Here is a 24,657-nt window from a genome sequence, read left to right on the forward strand (position 1 = left end):
ATCTTTTCTCCGATTTAGTGAATCTGGGATTCAAGGACGTTTTTAGCATCCTCCAGTGCAGCATCAATACCCGCCGGATTCTTTCCTCCGGCCTGGGCCATATTTGGCCGTCCTCCTCCGCCGCCGCCGACATGCTTGGCAATGGCTTTAATGATATTTCCGGCATGGGCGCCTTTAGCCATCGCGCCATCGGTAGCCATGGTGATCAGATTGACCTTGCCGTCCACCGCGGAAGCCAGCGCAACGACGCCATCGCCCAGTTTTGCTTTTAACTGGTCGCCCAGATTTCGCAGGCCATTCATGTCCACGTTATCCAGTTTTACTGCCAGAAGCTTCACTCCGGCAACCTCAACAACTTTATCCATAACATCGCCCATGGCATCTTTCGCCATCTGATTTTTCAGTTTATCATTCTCACGATGCAATTCTTTGATTTCATCCTGAAGGGCCTCGATACGTTTCACAAGCTGAGAAGGCTCACATTTTGCCGCGGAAACCGCCGCATTCAATTCCTCTTCCACTTTATTGTAATATTCAATAACTCCCTGTCCGGTCAACGCTTCAATACGGCGGACACCGGCAGCGACACCGGCCTCGGATACGATCTTAAAGAGAGCGATATTCGCTGTATTTGCGACATGAGTACCGCCGCACAATTCCTTGGAAAAGTCACCCATGGATACGACACGAACATTTTCGCCGTACTTTTCGCCGAACAAAGCCATAGCGCCCGTCTTTTTCGCGTCTTCAATATTCATCACCTTTGTGAGTACAGGAAGTCCGGCGCTGATCTCTTCATTTACGATATCCTCTACCCGCTTAATCTCCTCCGGCGTCATTGCGGAGAAATGAGTAAAGTCGAAACGGAGATGTTTATCATTATTGCTGGAACCGGCCTGCTCAACATGGTTGCCGAGAACAATTTTAAGAGCTTTCTGAAGCAAATGGGTGGCGCTGTGATTCTTGCGGGTCGCATTCCGTTTTTCCTCATTCACTGCCAGCGTTACCTTATCGCCGACCTTAAACATGCCGGCCGTAACAATACCCACATGGCCGATCTTTCCGCCCTGCAGTTTAATCGTGTCCTTCACTTCAAAAATGCTGTCGCCGATTGAAATAATACCATTATCACCCTCCTGGCCGCCGCTTGTCGCATAGAACGGCGTCTGCTCTGTGAAAATGGTTCCCTGCTGTCCGTCGACAAGGGCCTCGACCACGTCACTCTCGGTTGTCAGCACGGTGATCGGCGACTCAAATGTCAGATAATCATAGCCGACAAACTCTGATGTGACAGCCGCATCGATCGACTGATATACGGTCACATCCGCGCCCATATAGTTTGTCGTCTTGCGGGCTTTACGGGCCTTTTCCTTCTGCTCGGTCATAGCTGCCTGGAAACCTTCTTCATCAATGGTGATACCGTCCTCCTCCAGAATTTCTTCTGTCAGATCCATAGGGAATCCATAAGTATCGTATAATTTGAACGCATCATCGCCGGAAAGGACTTTTTCTCCTTTGGCCACGAGCGCTTCTTTCATCTCTGCCAGAATATTCAAACCCTGATCGATCGTTTTATTAAATTTCTCTTCTTCCTCCGTAATAACACGGGTGATAAACTCCTGACGCTCTTCCAGCTCCGGATAACCGCCTTTGGATACTTCGATCACTTCACGGCTCAATCCGGAAAGGAAATTACCCTCAATACCGAGGAGACGGCCATGCCGTGCAGCCCGGCGAAGAAGACGACGAAGCACATAGCCCCGGCCTTCATTGGACGGCATAATACCATCTGAAACCATGAATGTAACGGAACGGATATGATCCGTGATCAAACGGATGGAAACATCCTTATCCGCATTTTCTTTATAAGTACAGTTCGCCAGACGGCAGACTTCCTCCCGCAGCGCTTTTAATGTATCCACATCAAAGATGGAATCCACATCCTGAACAACGGAAGCCAGACGTTCCAGCCCCATACCGGTATCAATGTTTTTATATTCCAGAGTGGTATAATTGCCATGACCGTCATTATTAAACTGGGTAAATACATTGTTCCAGATTTCCATATAACGGTCGCAATCACAGCCGACCGTACAGCCCGGCTTGCCGCAGCCGTATTTTTCACCGCGGTCATAATATATTTCGGAACAAGGACCGCAAGGGCCGGCGCCGTGCTCCCAGAAATTATCTTCTTTGCCGAAACGGAAAATGCGCTCCGGCGCAATACCGATTTCTTTATTCCAGATTTCAAAAGCTTCGTCATCATCCAGATATACCGATGGATAGAGACGGTCTTCCTCAAGGCCTACGACCTGAGTTAAAAATTCCCATGACCATGCAATTGCCTCATGTTTAAAATAATCGCCAAAGGAAAAATTCCCCAGCATCTCAAAAAAGGTTCCATGGCGGTCCGTTTTGCCTACATTTTCAATATCACCGGTACGGATACATTTCTGACAGGTCGTCACCCGGTAACACGGCGGAATCTCCTGACGGGTAAAATAAGGCTTTAATGGCGCCATACCCGAATTAATCAACAATAAACTGTTGTCATTATGAGGGATCAATGAAAAACTGTTCATTTTCAAATGTCCCTTGCTCTCGAAGAAACTGAGAAACATGCTTCTCAATTCATTCAAACCATACTGTTTTCTCACCTGTTTCAGCCTCCTGTATATTCATTCAATTCTTTTATACGAAAAGAAAACCAGCAGAAATAAACTCTGCCAGTTTTCTATTATAAAATTATTTAGATTCTTTGTAAATAGCAAATCACTTTTTTTAGTGGCGTCCGGCCAGTTCTTTTGTAATTTCTTTCCAGGTCACACCCCGTTCAGCCATGAGCACCATCATATGATAAAGGAAATCGCAGATTTCATATTTCAGCTCATCACTGTCCGGATTTTTTGCGGCGATGACGATCTCCGTCGCTTCCTCCCCGACTTTCTTAAGAATCTTGTCTATTCCCTTGTCAAAAAGATAATTGGTATAAGAGCCTTCCTTCGGATTCTCCTTCCGATGGATAATCGTTTGCATGACCTCATCAAAAATTGTCATCGGATTTGTCGTATCATAAGATTTGGATACCAGATTGGTAAAAAAGCAGCTCTCATTTCCCGTGTGACAGGCCGCGCCGATCTGCACGACCTTTGCCAGGATCGTATCCCGGTCACAATCGATATCCAGAGATTTTACATACTGACAGTGTCCGGAGGTATCTCCTTTTTTCCAGAGTTCCTGACGGCTCCGGCTCCAATAGGTCATTCGGCCGCTGCGGATCGTCTCATTAAAGGCTTCTTCATTCATATAGGCAACCATAAGGACTTTGCCCGTTTTATATTCCTGAGTGACAACCGGAATAAGGCCGTCGCTGTTCAACTTAAACTCACTGAAAGGAATCCGGCTTTGAAAACGATTTGTGGCGATGCCCATATCGCCCAACGCATATTTCAAACTCATCAGATCCGTATTTTCAGTATAAAATTTTTCAGAAATAATGCCGGCCGCGCCGCCATCCTTTAAAATCCCGGCAATTTCTCCCACATCCGTCACATTTCGGATCAGAAACACCGGCAGATGATAGGCTTCAAAAACGCCTCCGTCCTTATTTTCAACAACACAGGCGCCGGCTCCATTCTTTTGGATAACACTGGCCAGAGCATCCGTCACCGGCTGACTTTCAGGTATCCAGGCAAGAATCTTCTCCTTTCCGAAGCGCTCGCTCGCCTCCACCATCAAATGAAAATCCGCCGCCGATACAACGGACATCACCGCCCGTGTATCTCCGGCATACAGAATTTTTTTCACATCTTCCAGCCGCTGATAGTGACGGCGAATGAGCAGAGGCAGGTCCGACTTTTCGCCAACCGCCTTGATCAGCTTGATCAGCCGCTCCTCATCGACCGGCATTGAATTATCGATCAGCAGGACACCGTCGGCGCCGGTGTTTTCCATATGAATAATCTGCTCCGCCGTTGCCGGCTCTTTATCGATTCGTATACAGCCTATGATCTGTTTATCACTCAACTTGCTCACCTCGTTCATAAAGCATCACTGCTTCCTTCAGTTTAATTTTATTTGTGTACAATGCGGCGCCGATCATCACACCGTCCACGCCTGCATTTCGAATATTTTTCAGATCCTGGAGAGAGGCAACGCCGCCGGAATAAATAATATCCAGATGTGTACGGTCCACCAACTCCTTCGTATTTACGATGTCCGGCCCTTTGACCCTATTGGCGCAGACCACATCCGTGTAAACGATGGTCCGAACACCAAGTTTCTCCACCTGCTGAGCCAGATTCAGAGAATTAAACGTGCTGACCTTTGCCCGTCCTTCAACGGCAACCATCCCCTTGTCCGCATCAATGCCGACCAGGATTTTTTCCGGGCCGAAAATCTGAATCGCCTCTTTCACAAAATTCGGATTATAAATTGCCTGGGTACTGATAATTACCCTGGAAACGCCCATATTCAGAAAAGAATCAATATCTTTTATAGAGCGAAGCCCCCCGCCGTATTGGACAGGAATATGTACGACATCCAAAATATTTCGAATTGTTTCCTCATTAACCGGATAGCCCATAGCCGCCGCATCCAGATCAATGATATGGAGATAGGTAGCTCCCATTTCCTGCCAATGCAAAGCCAGCTTTACCGGATCCAAAGTCAGAATATTATCTCTCAGATAATGTAGATCATTCGGATTCACAGACTTTCCGTCTGAAATGTGAATACCTGCGTATAACTGCATAAAACCACCTTCTTCGATTTAAAGAGAACCCTTGGTTGATAAAACGTCCTTAATTCGTGAATCAAAAGAAACCGCTTCATCCAGCGCTTTGGCAAAGGCCTTAAAAGCCGCCTCGATGATATGATGATTATTCGTACCATCCATAAGTTTTAAATGCAAATTCATACCACAACTGTAAGATACGGCATAGAAAAATTCCCGCACCATCTCCGTATCCATCGTGCCGACCCGCTCTACCGTCAGGGGCAGCTGAAAATTAAGATAAGGTCTTCCGGATAAATCCAGAGATGCAAGGACAAGAGTTTCATCCATCGGCAGTATAAAATAGCCAAACCGCCGGATACCCTTTTTATCTCCCAACGCTCTTTTTATAGCTTCCCCCAAAACAATCCCCGTATCTTCAATCGTATGATGACTGTCCACATACAGGTCGCCCTGAACCTTTACGGAAAGATCAAACATACCGTGCCGGGCAAAACTGTTCAGCATATGGTCAAAAAATCCAATGCCGGTGTCCGCCTCACATTTGCCTGTCCCATCCAGACATATGCTCAACTCAATATTGGTTTCACTTGTTTTTCTGGAAACTTGTGCTTTACGGATATTCATCCGCCCTACCTCCTTAAATGCATCTTATTTTTCAAAACGAACCCGTATGGAATTGGCATGCGCTGTCAATGATTCGGATTCAGCAAATTTAATAATATCATCCTTTACCGGCTCTAAAGCCTGTCTGGAATAATAAATAATGCTCGATTTTTTAATAAAGTCATCCACACTCAGCGGTGAGAAAAATTTCGCCGTACCGTTGGTTGGAAGCACATGATTCGGCCCTGCAAAGTAATCACCCAGAGGCTCCGAACTATACTCTCCGAGGAAGATCGCCCCGGCATTTTTTATCTGTGTCATCACTTCAAAAGGATTTTTAGTAACAATCTCCAGATGTTCCGAAGCAATGGCATTGGCAATATCCACCGCGCCGTTCAAATCCTCCGCAATTAAAATATAACCGTAATTATCCAGGGACTTTTCCAGTATGGCTTTCCGGGAAAGCTGCTGAACAAAAGCATCCACTTCCTCCGAAACCTTATCCGCCAGCGTTTCACTTGTTGTAACAAGGATCGCGGAGGCCAGTTCGTCATGCTCCGCCTGGGAAAGAAGGTCCGCCGCAACATAACGCGGATTTGCCGTTTCATCGGCGATCACAAGGATCTCGCTCGGCCCGGCAATGGAATCAATACTCACATAGCCGTAAACCGCCTTTTTAGCCAGCGCAACGAAGATATTTCCCGGTCCTACGATCTTATCCACCTTCGGAAGGGATTCGGTGCCAAAGGCAAGTCCCGCAATGGCCTGAGCTCCGCCGACCTTATAAACCACATCGGCCCCGGCCTCATTGGCCGCCACCAGTGTCCCCGGATTTACTTTTCCGTCTTTTCCGGGAGGCGTCACCATAGCGATCTGCTCAACGCCGGCCACCCTGGCAGGAAGAATATTCATCAGCACGGAAGACGGATAAGCCGCCTTGCCGCCCGGAACATAGACACCGACTCGTGATAAAGGCGTTACCTTCTGTCCAAGGATCGTACCATTCGGCTGGGAATCAAACCAACTGTACTGCCTCTGCTTTTCATGATATGTCCGTATATTGACGATGGCCTTCCGAATAACTTCCAAAACCTCCGGCGAAACAGCCGCATAGGCCTCTTCAATCTCTTCTTTGGATACAATGAAATTATCCTTTGTAATATCCGCCCCGTCAAACTGTTTCGTATATGCAAACAGGGCTTTGTCCCCGCCGGTTTTTACAGTCTCCACGATCTCATTGACTGTTTCTGTATACTGTCCGTAATTATTTGGACTTCTCTTCAATAAATTATCTAAAAGACCGTCTACTGCATCTTTCGTTAATTTAATCTTTCTCATAATAGCCTCCTGGTTTCTCTTCTTAATATACCAGATTTTTCTCCGGTTGTAAAATGAAGTTAATTATTTTATATGACTTTTTTTAATGAATTCAATATCCCGGTGATCCGCTCGTTTTCCATCTTCATACTCACCTGGTTAACCACAACCCGGGCCGACAACGGACAGATCTCCTCCAAAACCGTCAACCCGTTTTCCTTCAGGGTAGTTCCCGTCTCCACGATATCCACGATCACCTCAGCCAGGCCGACGATCGGCGCCAGTTCCACCGAGCCGTGAAGCTTGATGACTTCCACCGTCTGATGCTTGATATTATTAAAATAATCTTTGGCAATATTCGGATATTTCGACGCCACACGGATAAGCTGCTGGTGTTTTAGAAGCTCCCCGGCGCTTTCCGGTCCGCAGACACACATGCTGCATTTGCCGAAGCCCAGATCCATAACCTCGTAGAGCTTTCTCCCCTCCTCCAGAATCGTATCCTTGCCGACGACCCCGATATCCGCCGCGCCATACTCCACATAAGTCGGCACATCCGAAGCCTTGGATAAAAACATCTTAATCTTTAAATCCTCATTGACAAAAATAAGCTTTCGGGTATCCGGGTCTTTCATCTCTTCCATTTCGATGCCTATTTTTTCCAGATAAGTCAGCGTCTTTTTCGCCAGGCGCCCCTTCGCCAATGCAAATGTCAAATATCTCATGGCTCTACCTCCAAAATATTCATATTACCCATGGAATCAAAATAAAATATCCGCGTGATGCCAAAGCGTCCGGCATAGGCTTTATAATCCTCCAGCGTATGTTCCGGATTCAATCGATTCATCTGAACACAGGCGCCTCCGTCTCGAAGTTCTCCGGCCTTTTTCAGCGCTTCCGGCAGCATGGCTCCCGAATAGAGGATCATCGTTACCGGCTCTCCCTCATCCATGGCTGCTTTCTGACGGCTGAGCGCGATCAACAGCTCATCCACGGCCACGGCCAGACCGACAGAAGCCGCATCCTTCCCGAACTTCTGCAGCAGCGTATCATATCTGCCGCCCTTGACAACCGCATCACCGGTGCCATAGGTATAGCCTCTGAAGATCACGCCCGTATAATATTCATATTGGGTGAGCATGCCAAGATCAAAGGTGACATACTTCTGAAGGCCATATTCGCCGATGATCTCATAAAGCCGTTCCAACCGGGTGATCGCCATCAATGCTTTCATATTAGACGTCAGCCGTTTTGCTTCCTTAAGGATCTCCTGTGAGCCAAATAATTTCGGCAGACGAATAAGCGCCGGATTTCCCGTCATCGCTTCCACGCCGAAAAAGTTCTTGTTCTCGATGAGCTCTCTTAAATCCTGGGTTTTCTCCGCATCCATCCCGGCTTCTTCGATCAGTCCCTCAAAAAAGCCCACATGGCCGATATCAATCTGAAATTCCGTCAGTCCTGCGGCCAGAAGCAAATGGATGGCCAGGGCAATCATCTCCGCATCCGCGTCGATACTGTTATCGCCGATCAGCTCGGCGCCCATCTGGGTCGACTCCTTCATCCGCCCCTGCAGGCTGGAATTATTAATAAAAACATTGCCGGTATAGGAAAAGCGCATGGAAAAATCTTCCTCACTGAAATATTTGCTGACCGCCCGCGCGATCGACGGGGTGATATCCGGCCGAAGCACAAGGGTATTCCCCTCTCTGTCAAAAAATTTATACATCTGATTGGACGGCAGTGAGCCCTTATCCTGATTAAAAATATCAAAAAACTCAAAAGTCGGCGTCTGAATATCCCGATAACCATAGGATTTCAAAACATTTTTCATCCGCTCTGCCATCCGGTTTTTCCGGGCACATTCGCCGTTATAAATATCCCGGACACCTTCCGGCGTGTGAATACGTCTTTCTTTCATTACTCTGTCTCCTATATAAATAAATATAAACAAAAAATACTTTATCAAATCAACGTGCTACTAAATTAGCACAAAGAATTGCCATTATTATACCACAGGAATTTCTCTTGTCAAGTCCTTCGATTCAAATCTGTCTGCAGCGCCGGCAGATAGTTTAAATAATAGCCCTGACATTTAATCTCAAAGTTTTCATCCAGTTCTTCCATATGAAAGCTTTTGGCATGCCCTGTCCTGGAACGGTTCCAGAAATCGGCCAGCCGGTCAAAAGGCAGATAAAAATATCTGTTCTCCCCTGAAAAATAAATCAAAAGGAAGGCGACTCCTCCCTGGTCCTCAAAATCCTGCATAAAAAGCACCTGATGCTCATGGATATTTTGAATCGGAAAGGTTTTTGAGCGACATTCTTTGGCATCAAAGCACACCGGAATCCCCTGTACGGTGCCGATATAATCCACCGTACTGCGCTGGTCAAAATAAGCCAGCGTAATGTGCCGCGTCGCCTTATCGATCTGAATGGGCTTGATCGGCGTGGGAATCTTCTGAATGAGCGCCAGCTTCTTTTCCCTGTATTTTTCATTGGTTAAATTGATCAATTCTTCCAGTTCCGAGCCCCGAAGCCCTCTGGAATTCCATGTCGCCATAATCATCTCTCCATTATATTATTTAAAACGATCTCCGCATTTTTCTGAAGCTGTTTTTTTCCCCGCCATCCGGCAGCCGTCCTTTGGTATTTCATCCTGAACTGTTTATTGCTCATGGCAAGCAGTTCTTCCAGGGAAACTTCCGTTCCCGTTTCATATCCCGTGGGAACCCCCGGATTCAGCGGACACACCTTCTGGCAGACATCGCAGCCATAAATCTGACGGTCCAAAGCTGCTGCTTCCGAATCGGTCAAATCCTCTTTTTTCTGCGTCAGATAAGATACACAGCGATAGCTGTTCATTCCCCTTTCCGTAATGGCGCCGCCGGGACAAAAAATCTGACAGGCTCTGCAGGTTAAACAGCGGTCAAACCAGGTGTCCTCATTATCCCGGCGCACTGGCAGTCCATAAAAATCCACCGGCCGATCACTTAAGATCAACCCGATATAACATCTTGAGCCGAACTTTCTCGAATAAAAAAGACCGTTTCGCATCAGCCGGCCAAGTCCGGCCCGGACAGCCACGTGCTTCTCTGAAAAAGGGGAATTATCCACGTAGGCCAGCCGTTTTCCCTCTCCATCAACAGAAGACAATACTTCCATCAGCCCGGAAAGCTTGTCCCGCACGATCCGATGATAATCCTCACCGCTGGCTGCCGGAGAAATATTTCCATAAAGTCCCTCTCTTTTTTTATATACCGGAGGGTCATAATGCTCTAAAATAACAATAAAGCTCTTTGCATTGGCAAGGGTTTCCGACGGATACACCCGTTTTCGGATATCTGTCTCCGTAAAGGGCGGAAGGATTCCGAGCTCCGCATCTTTTTTTAAAAGCTGTTCGACATCCTCAAATTTTCCGGCATGGCAGACGGCGATATCGTCAATATTTAATTTTTCCGCAAGTCCCCATAAATCGACCACAGATGTTCCCCCCTGAGTATTGTCTCAAACTCCGGCCATAAAGGCGCTGTCAGACATCTTCCGTCAAATTCCATTCTCCAGGAATGGAGTAATTGATGCTTAAGATGATAATGCCTGCGGAAGTAATCATTGACCCTTTCTGAGCCGTATTTACCGTCTCCCACAATGCCGTGTCCCTCCGAAGCTAAATGGGCCCGGATCTGATGCGTCCGGCCCGTGATCAGTTCCACCTTCAGCAGTGTCTGACGGCCGTTATTACCCAGAGGCTCATAAAAGGTTTCTATATGATGGCCGCCGCTCACCGGTTGATCGGATACAGCCGCCCGATTGGTTTTTTCATCCTTGATCAGATATCCGTGAATATATTTCGGGCTTTGAATGATTCCCTCCACAAGGCAGAGGTAATATTTTTTTGCCGTTCTTTCTTTCAAAACCTCCGACATATGCTGAAGCCCCGACAGACTTTTTCCGACAATCAGCAGACCGCTCGTATTCCTGTCCAACCGATGGCATACGGAGGGTTTAAAAACTTCTAAGGATTTTTCGGTGATCGCATGACTCTCAAGAAGATAGCTGACAGCTTCCTCATTGACGGAAATATCCTCCGGCTTTGCCTTCTGGGAAAGCAGTCCCGCCGGCTTGTTCACTGCCAGCAGGTCATCATCCTCAAAAATGACCCTGAAATGTTTCGGAACCCGCACGAACTTCTTTATTTCTCTGAATTTTTCAATAGTTTCATCGGCAAGCCACAGATTTACCTCATCTCCTGCAGCGGTTTTCTCCGAGCCGTCACACTTTTTATGATTCAACGTAATATTTTTCTTCCGAAGCATTTTATAAATAAAACTCCTCGGCGCAAGATTTAAATATTTGAACAACAGCTTGTCCAGCCGCTGTCCGGCCTCATTGGGCGTTACGATAAATTTCTGCATAATTTCCTCTTCTTACATGCAATTGGCTTTCAGGCCGGCAAAAATCGTTCCCGCATCGACAGGCGCGGAAGGCTCATTGGCGGCCAGCATCATGATCATTTCCTCAAATTCCTCAAAATTCTCATGGACAACCGGCTTTTTATGGGTGATATCCGCTTCCATCAAAATGTTAGTCAGATAGGCTTCGATGGCTTCCCGGCTCTTTTTCTGTTTTGGCGCATAACCATAAATATTGCCATTGCAGATAACCAGCATATTTAAAACCATATGCCCGCTCTCGCTGGCAAGCACCATATCCGCAGCCAATACCATCCACTTTTTTCCCTGCGTCAGCGCGGCAATTTTTTCATACTCATCCTGCCGCCCGCTGTGAAAGCCCATCATGGCAAAATATTGAACCGCCTGTCTCGCCGCCGGAAGAACCATCACAATGGCCGCAACGGTAAACGCATTATACCGGGTACCCATAATGACCGCCGGAATTAAAAACAATGCAGCGATAAAGATGGCCCAAAGAAGAATCATCACCAGTTTTGATTTTTTCCACCGGTCAATATAGCCATAGGTTCCTTTGATTAATTTGGTTTCTCCCATATTTCCACCTTATTTCTTTTTCTTCTTATGTATATTTCTTATTGCTTTCTTTTTGACGGGCCTGTGTTCCTCTTTTTTCACCGTCTCACCCCGGCGCGGTCGAATCAGGCATTTTTTATCATAGCCGATCAAATCGGTGCGATGGGCAGATTCAAGAGCTTCCCGCACAAGCTCATAATTTTTCGGATTCCGATACTGGATCAAAGCCCTCTGCATGGCCTTTTCATGGGGATTTTTCGGCACATACACCGGCTCCATCGTCCTCGGATCCAACCCCGTATAATACATGCAGGTGGACAGAGTCGACGGCGTCGGATAGAAATCCTGAACCTGTTCCGGCATATAACCCAGATCCCTCAGATACTCCGCCAGCGCAATGGCTTCTTTCATCGTTGAACCCGGATGGGACGACATCAGATAAGGCACAAGATACTGCTTTTTGCCGAGCCGCTCATTCATCCTCTGATAATCCTGGACAAACTTCCGATATACCCGGTTTCCCGGTTTGCCCATACGCTTTAATACCGGGTCGGCCACATGTTCCGGCGCCACCTTCAGCTGACCGCTCACATGATATTCGCAGAGTTCCTTTAAAAATGTCGGATCCGGGTCCGCATTCACATAATCAAATCGGATCCCGGAACGGATAAACACTTTTTTTACCCCCGGAAGTTCCCGGAGCTTTCGAAGGAGCTCCAGATAATCCTGATGATCCACATAAAGATTTTTGCACGGTTCCGGGAACAGGCACTGCTTATTTTTGCAGACACCCTTTGTCAGCTGTTTCCGGCAGGAAGGATGCCTGAAATTTGCCGTCGGCCCGCCCACATCATGGATATAGCCTTTAAAATCCGAATCCCAGGTAAAGGCCTTTGCCTCATTGATAATTGATTCATGACTTCGGGTCTGAATGATCCGCCCCTGATGAAATGTCAGCGCGCAGAAGCTGCAGCCCCCAAAACATCCCCGGTTGCTTACAAGGCTGAATTTAATCTCCTCGATGGCCGGGACTCCTCCGGCCGCTTCATAGGAGGGATGATAAGTCCGCATATAATTCAGACCGTATACCCGGTCCATCTCTGCCGTTGTCAGCGGCTTTGACGCCGGATTCTGTACCACATAGAGATGCTCTCCGTATTTTTCGACCATTCTCCGACCGCTGAAGGGATCCGTATTCATATACTGGATATAAAAACTTTCCGCATATTTGCGCCGGTTCTCTTTAAGCTCATTAAAAGAGGGCAAGGTGATGGCATCATAAACCGATTCCAGAGATTTTGTTTTATAGACCGTTCCCGGGATAAAAGTGATATCCCGGATATCCAGGCCGCTGTCCAGGGCGTCCGCCACCTCCACAATAGACCGTTCCCCCATGCCGTAAAGAAGCAGATCCGCGCCCGAATCCAGAAGTACGGAGCGTTTCAGCGTATCACTCCAATAATCATAATGAGCCAGCCGTCTCAGACTCGCCTCGATCCCACCGATAATAATGGGAACATCCTTATAAGTCTGGCGGATCAGATTGCCGTACACCACCGTGGCGTAATCGGGCCGTTTTCCGTAAACGCCGCCCGGCGTATAGGCATCATTATGGCGGCGTTTTTTAGATACCGTATAATGATTGACCATTGAATCCATATTTCCGGCGCTGATAATAAAACCAAGCCTCGGCTTTCCATAAATATCAATACTCTTCCGGTTCTTCCAGTCCGGCTGGGAAATGATTCCGACCCGATAGTTATTTGCCTCCAGCACCCGGCTGATGATCGCATGACCAAAGGAGGGATGATCCACATAGGCATCACCGATGACATAAGCAAAATCCACTTCATCCCATCCTCTGGCTTCCATATCCTCTTTGCAAACCGGCAAAAAATCTTTCATCATAATAGTTCCTCATAACTTTTTATATAAAAATCCGCAAGACGGATTTTTTCTTCTCTGTCTTTCATTGAATAATCATCCTCAACAGCGCAAACCGTCATTCCCGCCCGTTTTCCGGCAATGATTCCAAAGGGAATATCCTCAAAAACAAGGCACCGTTCCGGGGCTGCCCCCAGTTTTTTGGCCGCTTCCAGATAAACCTCCGGGTCCGGCTTGCCATTAATGATCTCATCTCCGGTCACCATGGCCGAAAAATAGTCCTCGACCCGATGACTTTTCAAAATTGCCTCTGTCAGTATCCGCGAATTGCTTGTGGCAATACCGCATGGGATCCGGCTTTCTTTTAATCTATCCAAAAAGGCGCGAACCCCCGGCTTTAACGGAATCTCCGTTGTATACTTCTCATAGGCCATCCGATTCCAGTCATCCATAATCTCTTCCAGACTGTCCTCAATGGCAAAATTATCTTTAAAGTAAACCGCCGTCTGATACATACTCAGTCCTTCAATCGCCTGCTGAAGCCCTTCCGGCACAGGCAGGTGGAATTTTTTCAGATAATCCACATCAATGTCCCCCCACATGGACATGGATTCGACTAATGTTCCGTCCAAATCGAACAAAACCGCTTCAATATTATTCAGCATATAGCTCCTCCAGTTCACTGGTTGATAATCGTCGATACTCTCCCGGTCTTAGGGCTTCATCCAGCCGGAGACTTCCCATGGAAAGCCGTTTTAAGTAAATGACTTCTTTGCCCACGGCATGAACCATCCGTTTAACCTGATGAAATTTGCCCTCATAAATTTTCAGCCGGATCTCCGATGTTCCTTCCGGGTTCCCGCTGTCCTCGGCCTCAGATTTTCCGGCCGCCGGATGGACGGAGAGAATGTCGAGTTCTGCCGGCAGCGCCGTCAATTCCTCATCCACATAAAGCCCTTCCGCAAAACTCCGGATATCCGCCTCTGTCATAACGCCGGAAACAACCGCATAATAAACTTTCGCCACATGATGGCGCGGCGATAAAAGCCTGTGGGCCAGCTTTCCGTCATTCGTCAGCAAAAGAAGCCCTTCCGTATCCCTGTCCAGCCGCCCAACCGGAAATAAATCCTTTCTCCGGCTGTCCGGGATCAGATCCACCACCGTTTTTTCTCTGGAATCTTCCGTGGCGGAAATAACCCCGGCCGGTTTATTGAGCATAATGTATTCATATTCAACGAAGTCCACCGAAGTGCCTTTCCAAAAAACTTTATCTTTAACAGATACCTTGTGCTCCGGACGAACCACCGTTTCTCCGTTAACCCGGACAAACCCTTTGCGGATTCCCTGTTTTACCTCACTCCGGCTGCCCAGACCCATTTCTGTCAAATATTTATCCAATCTCACTTTATAAATCTCCTGTTACCGAAAAACTTCACTGCCAGCGCCATCCCGACGGATATTTATTCTTTAATGTGCCGCCGGACACTTTTCCCCAACCGAGAGAATGGCCGCAGACGCCGACAATATACCATCCATTGGAAAGTTCCGGCGACACCTCCAATGTCTCACATTTCAAATATTTGATCACACGGGCGTCCGACAGCTCCAGATCGATCCAATGATCACATTCGTCCGGCGCAAGTCCCCGGGCGAAAAATCCGGAGGGTTCAAAACGCTTTTTCTTAATATCTCCCAGATACCATCCGGTGCGCATCCGGCGCAGTTTCCCAAGGGCCGGCGTATGCTTCGGCAGATAGCTTAAATGGTCGCCCTGCAGCATAAGCCGCGACGGCTCAAAATCCAGCCGGACGCCGCTTTCCCGCAGGAATCCCGCAAATTCTTCCGGCAGTTCCTTTATATTTCCGCTTTCTTCCGGCCATAAAGTTTCGGAAGGTTCGCCATCTTTTTTTAATAAGGCGGTAAAATGCCCCTCACCTCTCAGGTGATGCGGCCAAAGCCGTTTCGCATAGCGGATTTCCTCGGATCCGTCCACCCATTCCGGGTGGGCCGAGGCAAGTCCTTCACCGTTCTGCTCAATCGGGACAACATGCATATCCGGATAATTTTCTAAAATATATTGCAGTGTCCCTTCATTTTCTTCCACAGAAAATGTACAGGTCGAATAAACCATCATGCCTCCGGCCTTCAGCATGCGGATCCCGCAGTCCACGATCTCTCGCTGAAGCTTTGAAAAGAACTCCGGCCCGTTTTTCTCCCAGGCCTTCATCATCGAAGGTTCTTTTCGGAACATGCCTTCGCCGGAACAGGGCGCATCGATAAGTATTTTATCAAAACAGCCTTCAAAAGGCGCGGCAAGATTTTTTGGATCCTCCGTCAGCACAATACTGTTCCTCACGCCGCTGGCTTCAATATTTTTAAGCAGAGCCTTTGCCCTGGATGCGCTGATATCATTGGAGACAAGAAGGCCTGTCCCCTGAAGTTTTGCGGCCAGAGCCGTACTCTTGCCGCCCGGCGCCGCACACATGTCAAAAATAACATCTCCCGGCGCCACAGGAAGTGCCTGGGCAGGAAACATGGCACTCGGTTCCTGGATATAATATAAACCGGCGTGATACAGAGGATTTTTTGAATATTCCCGGCTTCCATTATAATAGAAGCCCGTCGGACACCAGGACACCGATTCCAATGTCTGACCTGTCAGCTTCAAATATTCCTCCGGGGTAATTTTCAGCGTATTCATACGCAGGCCCGCATAGGTTCTCTCCTCATAACTGTCTGAAAAAGCTTCATATTCACTGCCAAGCAGCTCTTTCATCCGCAGGACAAAGGTTTCCGGCAGCTGTTCTTTTAATGATTTTTTCATTTTCTCCCTCATTACTCCGTTATTTCATCTTCGATCAAATGACCGCTGTCGGCCGCCGTCGTTGCCAGGGTATCGCAGCGCTCATTCTGAGGATGGCCGTCATGCCCTTTGACCCAATTCCAGGTGACCTGATGGGACTCGGAAGCTTTTAAGAGCCGTTTCCACAAATCGGTGTTTTTCACCGGTTCATTTTTTCCCCGTTTCCAGCCTTTTTTTACCCAGTTTTCAATCCAATGTTGATTAAAAGCATTGATCAGATACTGGGAATCGGAGAAAACATCCACCCGGCAGGGCCGGTTTAAAGCCTCAAAGCCTGCAATGGCCGCCATCATTTCCATTCGATTATTCGTTGTCTTAACATATCCCTGGGACATTTCTTTCACATGAAGCTGCCCCCTAGTATCCATATATTCTAAAATTGTTCCGTATCCGCCGGGACCGTCAGGATTCCCCCTGGCTGAACCATCCGTATACATCGTCACTTTCATCATAATTCTTCACCCCATTCCAAACCTGTTTTTGGGCATACATATTTAATATTAACATCATTAAAGAAGAAAGGCAACGGGGAAGGCAAAATACTCCGCAAAAAAGGGACTATCCGCAAAATGCAAATAATCCCATAAAAGCTCTATATAATAACAAAAACAACGCCGCCATTGCTGTCGTTAATGATCTTCTGTAAGGTTTCCTGCAATTTTGTCTGACTTTCATCGGTCATCCGGGCCACCTTTGTCTGGATGCCCTCTTCCACCAGCTGTCCGACGGATTTACCGAAAATCAAAGTATTCCACATTTCGCCCTGACTTTCCCGACTGTTGGCCCGAATATAGCGAATCAGATCTTCCGCCTGCTCCTGAGTGCCGACGATCGGAGCGATCTCCGTTTCAATGGTCGCCTGGATCATATGAATGGACGGCGCGTGGGCCTTAATATTGACCCCGTATTTGCTGCCGTGTCGGATCAGTTCCGGTTCCTCAAAGATAACTTCCTCCGCCTTCGGAGTCACCATGCCGTATCCCTGCCCTTTGACTGCAGCCACCGCCTGGGATACCTTGCTGAACTCATCCCTCTGATCCGCCAGATCCTTGATCATCCGATAAAACTCATATTCGCCCTGAACCTCGCTGCCGATTAATTCAGAAAGCATTTCATAGTAATACCTCATATCCAGCTCCATATGAATTTTAATCCGTCCGCTGGACATATCCATCTGCTCCACGTAGTATTTTTTCAGCCATGGCTGATCAAAGTACTCCTCATTTTTCCGAAAATCTCTCATAGAACGGGTATTGGAGAGAAGTTCCTTCAGCATGGCAATGATCTGCCCTTTCAATTCATGGGTTTTAGGAAGCACATCCAGCCATCTCGGAAGATAGAATTCCATATCCGCCACAGGAAATTCATAGAGAAGGGACTGCATCATTTCCTCCACATCCTGCTTTTTCAGCTGGTCACAATTCAAAGACATGCATTGAACCTGATATTTATTCTCAAGGGACTGTCTTAACTCCCGGGCCTCCTCGGAATAGGGCCGGACAGAATTTAATAAAATCATAAAAGGTTTTCCGATCTTTTTTAACTCCTCAACGGCCTTCTCCTCCGCAGGCACATAATGCTGTCTCGGAATATCTCCAAAACTCCCGTCAGAGGTCACCACAAGCCCAATGGTCGCATGTTCATGAATAACTTTCTGAGTACCGATCTCCGCCGCCTTCGTGAAAGGCACCGGCTCATTATACCATGGAGTCATAACCATCCGTTCCGCACCGTTCTCCTCATGGCCGGAAGCTCCCTCCACCATAAAACCGACACAGTCGATACAGCGGATCTTCACCCGTACATCCTCATCTACCGGAATTTCCACCGCCGTCTTTGGAATAAATTTCGGCTCGGATGTCATGATCACCGTGCCGCCGCTGCTCTGAGGCAATTCATCCTTCGCCTGTTCCCGGCTATGTACATCTGCAATCCGGGGAATTACCATCATATCCATAAACCGTTTGATAAAGGTAGATTTGCCGGTTCGCACCGGTCCGACAACCCCCAGATAAATTTCCCCGCCGGTTCTGGCCTGAATATCTTTATACAGATTAAACTGGTCCATAAAAAACCTCCTCACATATACTGCTATAAATATATGCGGGGAGGAAATTTATAAGAACTCTTTTATTCCGCCTTCATCCGGCTCAAAACCGTGCGGATCAGACGATAGGTCCGCTGAACCGATGAAATGCTCAAATGCTCATCCGGGGTATGAATATCAAAAATATCCGGTCCCAGAGCAACAATATCCAAATCCGGCATCTTCTCCGAGATCAGTCCGCATTCCAACCCGGCATGGATCGCTTCAATATGAGCGTCCTTTCCGAATAATTCCTTATATGCGGCCGCCACAACATCCCGAATCGGCGAATGGCTTCGATAAGACCAGTGCGGATATTCACCGTCATAGCTGTAAGTACCTCCAAGAAACTCTGTCATATAAGCCAACTGATCGCTGATATAAAATTTCAGACTCTTCTTACTGCTTCGAACAGCCCAGCAAAAGCTGACTTCCTCCCCCTCAGTACGGACAACGCCCATATTTAAAGAACTTTCAACCAAACCCGGAAGTTCCATACTCATTGTCTGGATACCGTTTGGCGATTGTATAAACATAAATAATATGCGTTCCATATCTGCCGGATGGAAGATTTTAAATTCTTTTTCTTTCTCACTTTCTATCTTTAACTCAATCTTGATCTGAGGGTCAGCTGCGCCAAATTCATCCTGAATATCTGCGGCAAACTGATCTCTGATCTCACCGGCCCGGGCCGCGTCCTCCGGCCGGAGTACGATCTTTGCCTGGGCTTCCCGCGGAATGGCATTATCCTTCATACCCCCGCTGACTTCGCGGACACCCACATTCAATTCCTTGTTCAATTCAAAGAGCAGGCGTCCCAGCAGACGATTGGCATTTGCCCTGCCGCAGTGAATTTCAGCTCCGGAATGTCCTCCTTTTAAGCCGCTGATCTTTATCTCGGCGCCAACACCCTCCCACTCAACAAAACGCACCGGGAGAGCGGCCCGGCTTTTCATTCCTCCGGCACAGGAAGTTAAAATCTGTCCTTCGCTTTCATTATCCAGATTCAAAAGACAGCCGGCCTTCAGATCACTGACATCCAATACGCTGGCGCCCTTCATCCCCACCTCTTCATCCGTGGTAATGACAACTTCCAGTTCCGGGTGTTCGAGGCTGTCATCCTCAAGGATCGCTAAGGCAAAAGCAACGGCAATTCCATCGTCACCGCCAAGGGTCGTCCCTTCAGCGGAAACAAAATCTCCATCGACTTTTAATCTCAGCCCTTCTTTTTCAAAATCAAACTCCACATCACTGTTTTTTTCACACACCATATCCATATGCCCCTGAAGCATAACTACCGGTGCATTCTCATAACCTGCCGATGCAGGTTTGCGGATAACGACGTTGTTCGCCTCATCCTGGCGCACCTGCAAACCGTGGGATTTTGCAAAGGCCGCACAGTAATCACTGACAGCCTTTTCATTCCCCGACCCGTGGGGAATCCCGCAGATTTCTTCAAAATAGTAAAATACCCTTTCAGGTTCCAATCCTTTTAATATATCAGACATTCTGATTCTCCCATCTATCTGTTAATTTTTAAAGCTGTGAATTGGCGCCGGAATACGTCCGCCCCGATTCACAAAAGCTTCGCACCCAAAACGATTCACCGGCATGATCGGCGCATAACCTAAAAGACCGCCGAATTCAACCATCTCTCCGACACCCTTTCCGATCACCGGGATCAACCGCACCGCGGTTGTTTTCTGATTAACCATACCGATAGCCATCTCGTCCGCAATGATACCGGAAATTGTCGTCGCCGGAGTATCCCCCGGGACAGCGATCATATCAAGGCCCACCGAGCAGACACAGGTCATCGCTTCCAGTTTTTCCAAAGTCAGGGCGCCGGCCTGAACCGCATCGATCATTCCCTGATCCTCAGAGACCGGGATAAAAGCGCCGGAAAGCCCGCCGACATAGGAGGAGGCCATAACGCCGCCCTTCTTCACCTGGTCATTCAAAAGGGCCAACGCAGCCGTCGTCCCCGGAGCCCCAACCGATTCCAGGCCGATCTCCTCTAAAATCTCAGCAACACTGTCACCCACAGCCGGCGTAGGAGCCAGTGATAAATCGATAATTCCAAAAGGCACATTTAACCGCCTTGAAGCTTCCTGGGCCACCAGCTGGCCCACACGGGTAACTTTAAAGGCCGTCTTTTTGATTGTCTCGCAAAGCGTACCAAAATCCTCGCCGCGGACTTTTTCCAAAGCCCGTTTGACAACACCCGGTCCGCTGACACCGACATTGATCACAACATCTCCCTCGGTAACGCCATGGAAAGCCCCGGCCATAAACGGATTATCATCCGGCGCATTGCAAAAAACAACCAGTTTGGCGCATCCGAGAGAATCCGCCTCTTTTGTCAGTTCTGCCGTCTCAAGAATTTTTTCGCCGAGCAGCTTCACCGCATCCATATCAATCCCTGTTTTTGTTGAACCAACATTCACCGAACTGCACACCCTCTCCGTGGAGGCCAAGGCCTTCGGAATGGATTCAATCAATAAGCGGTCGCTGGCCGTCATGCCCTTGGAAACAAGGGCCGAATAACCGCCAAGAAAGTTGACGCCGACTTCAAGAGCCGCTTTATCAAGAGTCTTTGCTATTTCCACATAATCATCGACCGTCTTACAGCAGGAGCCGCCGATCAGACTGATCGGCGTCACGGAAATTCGTTTATTTACGATCGGAATACCAAATTCATTTTCAATCTCACAGCCGGTGGACACCAGATTTTTTGCCTTCTCTGTAATCTTATGATAAATATTTTCGCAAACCTTATGCACATCCGTATCACAGCAGTCTAAAAGGCTGATCCCCATTGTGATCGTCCGCACATCCAGATTGGACTCCTCTATCATCTTATTGGTTTCCTGCACCTCATATAAATTAATCATGACGCCACCTCTTAAATTCTATGCATACAATTAAAAATGTCTTCATGCTGCATCTTGATCTTTACGCCGATCTGTTCACCAAGTTCTTTTAACTCTTTGGATAAAACTTCAAATTCCTTTGAAGCGGCATTTGCATCTACGATCATCATCATATTAAAATAATCCTGCACGATCGTTTGAGAAATATCCAGGATATTTACATTATTTTCTGCCAGATAGGTACATACTCGTGCGATAATTCCTACGGTGTCTTTTCCAATTACGGTAATAATTGTTTTTTTCATGTTCTGTTCCTCCTATATTCCTATAGCGCCAGGTCAAATAAATGTCCTGCATAGCTTCTCGGTGCTACCTCCACTTTTACCGAATCCTCCACTTCATTTTTTACTGTGGCCAATGCCAGATCCGGATAATTGTTCTCCTTGCTCAAATGTCCGAGAATCACCTGCTTCAGCCGGTCATTCATCAATTCAGTCACCAACTGAGCCGCTTTTTCATTGCACAGATGACCCTTCTCACCCAAAATGCGCCGCTTCAGATAATATGGATAAGGCCCTGCCTGAAGCATATGTACATCATGATTCGCCTCCACATAAAGTAAATTGGAATCTTTCAGCCGTTCAACAATGGCTTCGTCATAATAGCCCAGATCCGTAACCATTCCCAATTTCTTTTCTCCATCCCGGACAAGAAAACTCACCGGGTCCGCCGCATCATGGGAGATTGAAAAGGATTCCACCGAAAGATTTCCGACCTTAAATTCCCGCCCGACCTCAATCGGCTGAAAAAGATCCGAATCAATCTTTCCCAGAGTTTCCATCTCTGAAATCTGTCTCAGAGTTCCCTCAGTTGCATAAATCGGGACATGAAACTTTCGCGAAAGTACGCCGAGCCCGGAAATATGATCCGCATGTTCATGGGTAATTAAAATTCCCTGTATATCTTTTCCCTCCAACGCGAAAGACTTCAGTCCCTCGCATATCCGCTTGCAGCTGATTCCCGCATCGATAAGAATATGGGTCTCCTCATTTCCGGCATATAAGCAGTTTCCGCTGCTGCCGCTGGCAATGGTGCCAAATTTCATGGTCATCTTCCTCTCTTGTAGTCCATTGATTATTATAATACGAAACCCTGAAAACGGCAAGCAAAAAGGGCCTTGAATGCAAATTGTATCACATTCAAAACCCTTTTGGATCCATACTCAGCTTGTTTATTTTCTAATAGTTGTAGAATGTATGTCCGCCGATCACAAGATACTCGCTTACGGTTGATAAATCTACATATCCATTAAAGTAATAATATCCACCGATATTATTGACGCCCGCCAACGCTTCCTGAGCCGCCCGCATACAGGATTCACTCGGTCCATCATAAAGCACGCCGTCAAGAACTCCGTTATGTGCGCCAGGGAACTGTCCCGGTGCATAAATCACTTCGGCAATGGTATCATCAAATCGAGGATCCTTCACCCTGTTTAAAATAACATTGGCTACAGCCAGCTGTCCTTCATAGGGTTCCGCCCCTGATTCCACATAAACCATGCAGGCCAGCAAATAGACTTCATCGGATGATACAGACAGCGGTGTTGATGCAGTCGTACTCGCCGCAGCAGAGCCTGTCTTCTCTCCATTTGCCGGATCAGCTGCCGATTCTGCCGAATCCGCAGCAGCCTTTGCCTGCTCCTCAGCTATGGATACGGCCTCATCCAGATTTAGGTTTTCTTCCACATATTCACTGGCCACAAAGCCTTTGCCATCGCCAAAATCAATCTGTATCCATTCTTCTCCGCTTTCAACCACCGGAAAAACCTCACTCTGAATGGCTGTTGCGACAACATCGCTGCCCACATCCGCCGCCTGACGGATATTCAGAGATTCAGCCGTCACCGTTACCTCCCGGTGCCCGATTTCTTTTGCCAGCATCTCGGCATCATAGCCGATCGAAATATCTTTTGTGGAGATATATCCTGTGACATTGCCCGAAGAAACCTTTGTCCATTCCGGACCCCATTCTTCAACCACGCCTACCGAAGCCGGGTATATCTTACCCGCAACTTCACTCCCGGCATTGTCCGCAGAATAAATTTCCAAATAAGGTTCTGTGTTCACCACAAACTTTCCTGAAAATTCTCCATTGTAGAACAGACGTGTGACCCCCACCAAACTGTTCAAAACATCGGTCTTATTCAGTGTTGCCTCTTTTAGTCCAACCTCAGGTGCCTTTTGGGAAACAAGCTTTTCTGAATTCGGTGTCATTTCCGCATCCGATACAGTCTCAGTGCTTTCCTCACGCTTTGTTTCTTCAGCAAATACACATACCGCATTGCCAAATATCAGCGAGGCTGTCATCACTGTACCAATCATATGTAGCATGACATTTCGTAATTTCTTACCCATATTTCACCTCTTTACTTTCAATGTGACCGCACAGCAGACACATTCGGTATAAGTGTTTCATACAAGCCGTATTTTATCAGAATATGAACTTCTTGTCAAATCAAGGGTATCTGCACAAGATTTCGACTTTTTTTATTGCATATTCCCTATATATTGTACTTTTCCTTTAAAATCCGCAGATTTTATTAAATTTCTATTTCGTTTTTTCGTGATTTTTAATATTTTTTGTTAATATTTTTGTAAAAAATTATCAACATTTTTTAACTTATTCTCCACTTTGGTGCTATTTGCACAGGGATTTTAGCTGTTTTTCTACATTTTCGAGGTCAAAATTGTTGTCAATCACCACATCACACCCATTTAAAAACACCGCTTCAGGGAGCTGGGAAGCAAAAATCGCATCCATTTTTTCATCACTGTATCCCCTGGAAATGCGCAGCCGTTCCCGGCGGATTTCCGGTTTCACATAGACATACCAGTAACTTTCACAGACGCCGATCTCCTTCAATTCATCCATCAGAGCCGCCTCCACGGCAATCATCGAATAGTCCTTTTTTGTCCGCCACTCACGGACTTTTTCCCGAACCCATTCGTAAACCTGCGGGTGGGTACACTGATTCAGAAGCTGTCGTTTTGCCTCATCCTCAAAAACGATCGAAGCAAGCTTCGGCCTGTTTAACCGTCCATCCATGTCAAGAACAGCTTCCCCAAAGTTCTTTACGATCAATTCATAACTCTTCTCTCCCGGCTCGCACAAATCCCTTGCCACATCATCCGTGCGAATCACCCCGCAGTTAAATTTTTCTTCAAGGAGACGCAGCACCTCTGATTTACCGCTGCCCACACCTCCGGTAATTCCTACAACCTTCATCTGTTTTTCTTTCCTTTTTTT

At 47.3% G+C, this 24,657-nt stretch carries 23 protein-coding genes; all 23 read right to left on the reverse strand.

The window, feature by feature from the left end; all coding sequences use genetic code 11:
- Positions 1-14: 14 nt before the first annotated feature.
- The 23 genes from alaS to coaE all read right to left on the reverse strand — a co-directional run bounded on the left by alaS (position 15) and on the right by coaE (position 24,636).
- Positions 15-2,621: an alanine--tRNA ligase gene (gene alaS / locus ACMN7X_RS12900; RefSeq protein WP_418747916.1), complete on the reverse strand. Its 2,607-nt coding sequence runs from the start codon at positions 2,619-2,621 to the stop codon at positions 15-17.
- A 160-nt stretch (positions 2,622-2,781) separates the two neighbouring features.
- Entirely contained in the window at positions 2,782-4,026 is a 1,245-nt protein-coding gene (hisIE, locus tag ACMN7X_RS12905; RefSeq protein WP_418747874.1) for a bifunctional phosphoribosyl-AMP cyclohydrolase/phosphoribosyl-ATP diphosphatase HisIE, read from the reverse strand.
- Positions 4,019-4,753, reverse strand: a complete 735-nt coding sequence (locus ACMN7X_RS12910) for a 1-(5-phosphoribosyl)-5-[(5-phosphoribosylamino)methylideneamino] imidazole-4-carboxamide isomerase (RefSeq protein WP_418747875.1) — start codon at positions 4,751-4,753, stop codon at positions 4,019-4,021. The genes hisIE and ACMN7X_RS12910 overlap by 8 nt, the downstream gene beginning before the upstream one ends.
- A gap of 18 nt (positions 4,754-4,771) precedes the next feature.
- On the reverse strand, positions 4,772-5,362 hold the full coding sequence (hisB, locus tag ACMN7X_RS12915) for an imidazoleglycerol-phosphate dehydratase HisB (protein ID WP_418747876.1): 591 nt from the start codon (positions 5,360-5,362) through the stop codon (positions 4,772-4,774).
- Positions 5,363-5,386: 24 nt separating this feature from the next.
- Complete coding sequence (gene hisD, locus ACMN7X_RS12920) at positions 5,387-6,679, reverse strand: histidinol dehydrogenase (protein WP_418747877.1); 1,293 nt, start codon at positions 6,677-6,679, stop codon at positions 5,387-5,389.
- Positions 6,680-6,747: 68 nt separating this feature from the next.
- On the reverse strand, positions 6,748-7,383 hold the full coding sequence (hisG, locus tag ACMN7X_RS12925) for an ATP phosphoribosyltransferase (protein ID WP_418747878.1): 636 nt from the start codon (positions 7,381-7,383) through the stop codon (positions 6,748-6,750).
- Complete coding sequence (hisZ, locus tag ACMN7X_RS12930) at positions 7,380-8,576, reverse strand: ATP phosphoribosyltransferase regulatory subunit (RefSeq protein ID WP_418747879.1); 1,197 nt, start codon at positions 8,574-8,576, stop codon at positions 7,380-7,382. Before hisZ ends, hisG begins: the two co-directional genes overlap by 4 nt.
- Before the next feature lie 110 nt (positions 8,577-8,686).
- Entirely contained in the window at positions 8,687-9,217 is a 531-nt protein-coding gene (locus ACMN7X_RS12935) for a Holliday junction resolvase RecU (protein WP_418747880.1), read from the reverse strand.
- A 2-nt stretch (positions 9,218-9,219) separates the two neighbouring features.
- A complete protein-coding gene (locus ACMN7X_RS12940; RefSeq protein WP_418747881.1) occupies positions 9,220-10,137 on the reverse strand; it encodes an epoxyqueuosine reductase in 918 nt (305 codons plus the stop codon).
- On the reverse strand, positions 10,104-11,069 hold the full coding sequence (locus tag ACMN7X_RS12945; protein WP_418747882.1) for an RluA family pseudouridine synthase: 966 nt from the start codon (positions 11,067-11,069) through the stop codon (positions 10,104-10,106). The genes ACMN7X_RS12940 and ACMN7X_RS12945 overlap by 34 nt, the downstream gene beginning before the upstream one ends.
- Positions 11,070-11,081: 12 nt before the next feature.
- A complete protein-coding gene (locus ACMN7X_RS12950) occupies positions 11,082-11,663 on the reverse strand; it encodes a hypothetical protein (RefSeq protein ID WP_418747883.1) in 582 nt (193 codons plus the stop codon).
- 9 nt (positions 11,664-11,672) lie between these two features.
- Positions 11,673-13,550 carry a YgiQ family radical SAM protein gene (locus ACMN7X_RS12955; RefSeq protein WP_418747884.1) on the reverse strand — a complete coding sequence of 626 codons (1,878 nt, stop codon included), beginning with the start codon at positions 13,548-13,550 and terminating at the stop codon, positions 11,673-11,675.
- The gene (locus tag ACMN7X_RS12960; RefSeq protein ID WP_418747885.1) at positions 13,547-14,191 is read right to left on the reverse strand and encodes an HAD family hydrolase; all 645 of its coding nucleotides are present in this window, start codon (positions 14,189-14,191) and stop codon (positions 13,547-13,549) included. The genes ACMN7X_RS12955 and ACMN7X_RS12960 overlap by 4 nt, the downstream gene beginning before the upstream one ends.
- Complete coding sequence (locus tag ACMN7X_RS12965; protein WP_418747917.1) at positions 14,181-14,939, reverse strand: pseudouridine synthase; 759 nt, start codon at positions 14,937-14,939, stop codon at positions 14,181-14,183. The genes ACMN7X_RS12960 and ACMN7X_RS12965 overlap by 11 nt, the downstream gene beginning before the upstream one ends.
- A 19-nt stretch (positions 14,940-14,958) precedes the next feature.
- Positions 14,959-16,350, reverse strand: coding sequence for an RsmB/NOP family class I SAM-dependent RNA methyltransferase (locus ACMN7X_RS12970; RefSeq protein ID WP_418747886.1), 1,392 nt, complete (start codon positions 16,348-16,350; stop codon positions 14,959-14,961).
- An 11-nt stretch (positions 16,351-16,361) separates the two neighbouring features.
- Positions 16,362-16,838 carry a ribonuclease HI gene (gene rnhA, locus ACMN7X_RS12975; protein ID WP_418747918.1) on the reverse strand — a complete coding sequence of 159 codons (477 nt, stop codon included), beginning with the start codon at positions 16,836-16,838 and terminating at the stop codon, positions 16,362-16,364.
- 143 nt (positions 16,839-16,981) lie between these two features.
- Positions 16,982-18,457: a stage IV sporulation protein A gene (spoIVA, locus tag ACMN7X_RS12980; RefSeq protein WP_418747887.1), complete on the reverse strand. Its 1,476-nt coding sequence runs from the start codon at positions 18,455-18,457 to the stop codon at positions 16,982-16,984.
- Positions 18,458-18,519: 62 nt separating this feature from the next.
- Complete coding sequence (locus ACMN7X_RS12985) at positions 18,520-19,983, reverse strand: aminoacyl-histidine dipeptidase (protein WP_418747888.1); 1,464 nt, start codon at positions 19,981-19,983, stop codon at positions 18,520-18,522.
- Between the two features lie 21 nt (positions 19,984-20,004).
- Positions 20,005-21,369, reverse strand: a complete 1,365-nt coding sequence (locus ACMN7X_RS12990) for a PFL family protein (protein ID WP_418747889.1) — start codon at positions 21,367-21,369, stop codon at positions 20,005-20,007.
- An 11-nt stretch (positions 21,370-21,380) separates the two neighbouring features.
- The gene (locus ACMN7X_RS12995) at positions 21,381-21,653 is read right to left on the reverse strand and encodes an ACT domain-containing protein (RefSeq protein WP_418747890.1); all 273 of its coding nucleotides are present in this window, start codon (positions 21,651-21,653) and stop codon (positions 21,381-21,383) included.
- A gap of 20 nt (positions 21,654-21,673) precedes the next feature.
- Positions 21,674-22,453 carry an MBL fold metallo-hydrolase gene (locus ACMN7X_RS13000; protein WP_418747891.1) on the reverse strand — a complete coding sequence of 260 codons (780 nt, stop codon included), beginning with the start codon at positions 22,451-22,453 and terminating at the stop codon, positions 21,674-21,676.
- 133 nt (positions 22,454-22,586) lie between these two features.
- Complete coding sequence (locus ACMN7X_RS13005) at positions 22,587-23,765, reverse strand: cell wall hydrolase (protein WP_418747892.1); 1,179 nt, start codon at positions 23,763-23,765, stop codon at positions 22,587-22,589.
- A gap of 283 nt (positions 23,766-24,048) precedes the next feature.
- Entirely contained in the window at positions 24,049-24,636 is a 588-nt protein-coding gene (gene coaE, locus ACMN7X_RS13010) for a dephospho-CoA kinase (protein ID WP_418747893.1), read from the reverse strand.
- Positions 24,637-24,657: the final 21 nt, after the last annotated feature.

Origin of the sequence: Frisingicoccus sp., assembly GCF_048388605.1 — a bacterium.
Taxonomy (GTDB): Bacteria; Bacillota; Clostridia; order Lachnospirales; family Lachnospiraceae; genus Frisingicoccus.

Coding starts and splice junctions, on each gene's coding strand:
- alaS (WP_418747916.1), bottom strand. CDS start 2,621: ATGTTTCTCAGTTTCTTCGAGAGCAAGGGACATTTGAAAATGAACAGT.
- ACMN7X_RS12910 (WP_418747875.1), bottom strand. CDS start 4,753: ATGCAGTTATACGCAGGTATTCACATTTCAGACGGAAAGTCTGTGAAT.
- hisB (WP_418747876.1), bottom strand. CDS start 5,362: ATGAATATCCGTAAAGCACAAGTTTCCAGAAAAACAAGTGAAACCAAT.
- hisD (WP_418747877.1), bottom strand. CDS start 6,679: ATGAGAAAGATTAAATTAACGAAAGATGCAGTAGACGGTCTTTTAGAT.
- hisG (WP_418747878.1), bottom strand. CDS start 7,383: ATGAGATATTTGACATTTGCATTGGCGAAGGGGCGCCTGGCGAAAAAG.
- hisZ (WP_418747879.1), bottom strand. CDS start 8,576: ATGAAAGAAAGACGTATTCACACGCCGGAAGGTGTCCGGGATATTTAT.
- ACMN7X_RS12935 (WP_418747880.1), bottom strand. CDS start 9,217: ATGGCGACATGGAATTCCAGAGGGCTTCGGGGCTCGGAACTGGAAGAA.
- ACMN7X_RS12945 (WP_418747882.1), bottom strand. CDS start 11,069: ATGCAGAAATTTATCGTAACGCCCAATGAGGCCGGACAGCGGCTGGAC.
- ACMN7X_RS12950 (WP_418747883.1), bottom strand. CDS start 11,663: ATGGGAGAAACCAAATTAATCAAAGGAACCTATGGCTATATTGACCGG.
- ACMN7X_RS12955 (WP_418747884.1), bottom strand. CDS start 13,550: ATGATGAAAGATTTTTTGCCGGTTTGCAAAGAGGATATGGAAGCCAGA.
- ACMN7X_RS12960 (WP_418747885.1), bottom strand. CDS start 14,191: ATGCTGAATAATATTGAAGCGGTTTTGTTCGATTTGGACGGAACATTA.
- ACMN7X_RS12970 (WP_418747886.1), bottom strand. CDS start 16,350: ATGAAAAAATCATTAAAAGAACAGCTGCCGGAAACCTTTGTCCTGCGG.
- rnhA (WP_418747918.1), bottom strand. CDS start 16,838: ATGAAAGTGACGATGTATACGGATGGTTCAGCCAGGGGGAATCCTGAC.
- spoIVA (WP_418747887.1), bottom strand. CDS start 18,457: ATGGACCAGTTTAATCTGTATAAAGATATTCAGGCCAGAACCGGCGGG.
- ACMN7X_RS12985 (WP_418747888.1), bottom strand. CDS start 19,983: ATGTCTGATATATTAAAAGGATTGGAACCTGAAAGGGTATTTTACTAT.
- ACMN7X_RS12990 (WP_418747889.1), bottom strand. CDS start 21,369: ATGATTAATTTATATGAGGTGCAGGAAACCAATAAGATGATAGAGGAG.
- ACMN7X_RS12995 (WP_418747890.1), bottom strand. CDS start 21,653: ATGAAAAAAACAATTATTACCGTAATTGGAAAAGACACCGTAGGAATT.
- ACMN7X_RS13000 (WP_418747891.1), bottom strand. CDS start 22,453: ATGAAATTTGGCACCATTGCCAGCGGCAGCAGCGGAAACTGCTTATAT.
- ACMN7X_RS13005 (WP_418747892.1), bottom strand. CDS start 23,765: ATGGGTAAGAAATTACGAAATGTCATGCTACATATGATTGGTACAGTG.
- coaE (WP_418747893.1), bottom strand. CDS start 24,636: ATGAAGGTTGTAGGAATTACCGGAGGTGTGGGCAGCGGTAAATCAGAG.